The 1,190-nt window shown below is 61.8% G+C and carries 1 protein-coding gene and 1 pseudogene; one reads left to right on the forward strand and one right to left on the reverse strand.

Annotation, left to right across the window (positions count from 1 at the left end):
• The coding region (locus M2401_RS34295; RefSeq protein WP_259111510.1) for an AraC family transcriptional regulator at positions 1-752 on the reverse strand (752 nt) is incomplete at its 3' end.
• A 190-nt stretch (positions 753-942) separates the two neighbouring features.
• On the opposite strand from M2401_RS34295, the pseudogene M2401_RS34300 reads away from it, so the two are divergent.
• Positions 943-1,190, forward strand: a pseudogene (locus tag M2401_RS34300) (hypothetical protein); the annotation flags it as partial.

Genomic DNA, 1,190 nt, shown 5'->3' on the forward strand with positions numbered 1-1,190 from the left:
AGCGTGGTCTCCCCCACACCCAGCATGCATGCCAGCTCAGGGCTGGCCGGTGGCCGGGCGAGATTATCTTCGAGCAGTTGCCGGGCTTCGTGTGCCAGATCGCGCTGGGCACGGGTCTGGCCCTGGGGGCGGGTTTGCTGGCCGCCCAGGTGCGCTGCCAGCTCCACCAGTACTGCCAGGGTCAGGCTTTCCTGATGCAGCCTGCCCAGTGCGCCGTGGTAGGGCGTCTGGTACAGGCGCTCGAACAGCGAGCGCAGCGCCATGCAGCGGGGCAGTTGCGTGAAACGTACACCGTCCTGTTGCAGGCGCAGCAGCGGCAACAGCGTGGTGTCGCCTTCCTCGGCCTGTTCGTGAATGAACGAGCCGGCGATGCGCAGCCCCGCCAGCCGTGCGTGGCTACCGGCTGGCAGGATGTCCACCGCTTCCATTGGCTCGCTCAGGCCCAGGCTGACCGGGGCTTCCGACGTGTAGCGATTAGGCGTACGGCGGTCGATGCTATGGCTCCATCCTCCTTCGAGGACCTGCACAATGCACAGGCTTTCGGGCAGCACCTTGTGGATGCGCAGCGGCTCGGTAAAGCGAAGGTCGCAGTCGAAATACTGCATCAATGGGCGCACGGTTCGCGCCTGATAGTATCCGCTGGCACTGCCGATGATCTCCCGCGCGGAAGCGTCGAGGATATTTGACCGGCTCAAGGGCTGCGGGCCATCGAAGAACACTTCGGTGTCCCGGTAAGGGGTCCAGCTCTGCATGGCTTTCAATACTGGCTAACGGCTATTTGACGTCAATCCGACAACGGGGTCGCAGTATAGTGCTGGTGGTGCTTTTTTAAACAGTGCCTGTGACCGGCGGCCATTCACTTGTGTGATGCGGTCAGCAACCTTGACGATTCGGTGACTCTGGCTTATCAGGTGTCTTCATTTCATTACCGAGGACACTGACATGTTCCTGAGCACCTGCGTGCGCGCACTTACCGTTGTCGCGTTGCTGCTGCCTTCCGCTTTCATCCTGGCCGACGACGCCCGCCCGGAAGTCGCCGACAAGGTCATGGCTTACCAAGGTGAGCAAGGCATGAAGGTATGGACGCTGCGCATAGGTGCCCGCGCTGCCAACGAGGCCCTGGTGCAAGTGGAAGGGGTGGACCATGACTGGAACCTGCGCATCCGGAAAATGAAAGTGGAAAAGACCGC

Source organism: Pseudomonas sp. JUb42 (assembly GCF_024807945.1).
Classification (GTDB): domain Bacteria; phylum Pseudomonadota; class Gammaproteobacteria; order Pseudomonadales; family Pseudomonadaceae; genus Aquipseudomonas.